1 pseudogene is annotated in these 1668 nt (G+C 36.3%); it reads left to right on the plus strand.

From position 1 onward, the window contains the following. Positions 1 to 925: 925 nt before the first annotated feature. Positions 926 to 1633, plus strand: a pseudogene (locus BJP37_RS34825) (CheR family methyltransferase); the annotation flags it as partial. Positions 1634 to 1668 lie beyond the last annotated feature (35 nt).

A 1668-nucleotide genomic window follows, 5' to 3' on the forward strand; every position in this document is an offset into this window, starting at 1 on the left:
AGTTTGAAGGTTAGCAGGTTGAAGGTTAGCAGGTTGAAGGTTAGCAGGTTAAAAATTATCTTCTAAACCTTGGCCTTTCGGCCACGCGTTCGCTGAAAGCGGGACTCCGTCCATCGCGTTCAACCAAATAACCTTAAACTAAACCACCTTCAACCTTCAACCTAGTAACCTTCAACCTTTAACCTTCAACCTAAAAACCTTCAACCTAGTAACCTTCAACCTTTAACCTTCAACCTAAAAACCTTCAACCTAGTAACCTTCAACCTTTAACCTTCAACCTAAAAACCTTCAACCTAGTAACCTTCAACCTTTAACCTTCAACCTAAAAACCTTCAACCTAGTAACCTTCAACCTTTAACCTTCAACCTAAAAACCTTCAACCTAGTAACCTTCAACCTTCAACCTTCAACCTAAAAACCTTCAACCTTCAACCTAGTAACCTTCAACCTTCAACCTGCTAACCTTCAACCTTCAACCTGCTAACCTTCAACCTTCAACCTTCAACCTTGGCCAAAGGCCACGCTACGCGAACAACTCCCAAAGGCGAGCAACCGAACATCAGTAATTCAATTAATAGGTACCAATAGGTTTTTAAATTGGTGTTACTTGGGCAAATTGACTGGGAACTATATAACTGTAACCACATTGGATTTGTCAGTCAATCAGGATTAACGTGTCAAACACAGAATCGTTAAGTGTTGAGTTAAAACAAGCTTTTCTTCGATTAATTGCCCAGCAGACAGGATTAGTTATTAAAGAAGCAGACCAATACAATTTAATTGAAACCATCCTTGTGAGAATTAAATTTATCAAATTTTGTTCACCAAAAAGTTACTATCAACTCTTAAAATTTTCTACTATATAAAGTAATCAAGAATGGCAAAATCTGGTTATATTACTGACTAATACTTAAACTTACTTTTGGCGAGACAAAGGTCAGTTTAATACCTTAAAAAACTACATTATTCCAAAAATTATTGAACAGCAAAATAACCACAAAACAATTCGGATATGCAGTGCAGGTTGTTCAACTGGAGAAGAACCCTATTCTCTTGCTATTCTAATCCATACAATTCTTCCTGACTTAGAAAAATGGAAGGTTAAAATTTTGGGAATAGACATCAATAAATATGCCCTAGAAACTGCAAAAAAAGGAATTTACAGTTCTTGGTCATTTAGAAATATCAATCCAGACATAAAGCGTGACTATTTTCGGATCATTAACAATTCATATCACATCGATGATCGTATCAAAAAAATGGTCACGTTTAAAACGGTTAATTTAGTCAAAGATTCATTTAACAAGCAAAACTATGATCTCAAAGACCTTGACTTACTTATTTGCCGTAATGTTTTCATTTACTTTGAAGATTCAGCTAAAGCCAAAGTTTTAGATAAATTTTATGATACCCTCAAACCCTTAGGATATCTCCTCACAGGTCATGCTGAACTATATGGTCATAATTTAAGCAAGTTTCAGACAAAAGTATTTCCAGAATCCCTAGTCTATCAACGTAGAGCCGATAATTTAATCCTTAAAACACCTCCTCTGGTATCCCTCAGCAGTGAGGAAAAGTCTCCTCAATTAAAAAACTTATCATTAGAGGTCTTGCCTGGGGGGGCGACGAAATAAGTTAAAACGCAGACTCTATAAGCGACCTAGCCCTT

Source organism: Moorena bouillonii PNG (genome assembly GCF_001942495.1).
Taxonomy (GTDB): Bacteria; Cyanobacteriota; Cyanobacteriia; order Cyanobacteriales; family Coleofasciculaceae; genus Moorena; species Moorena bouillonii.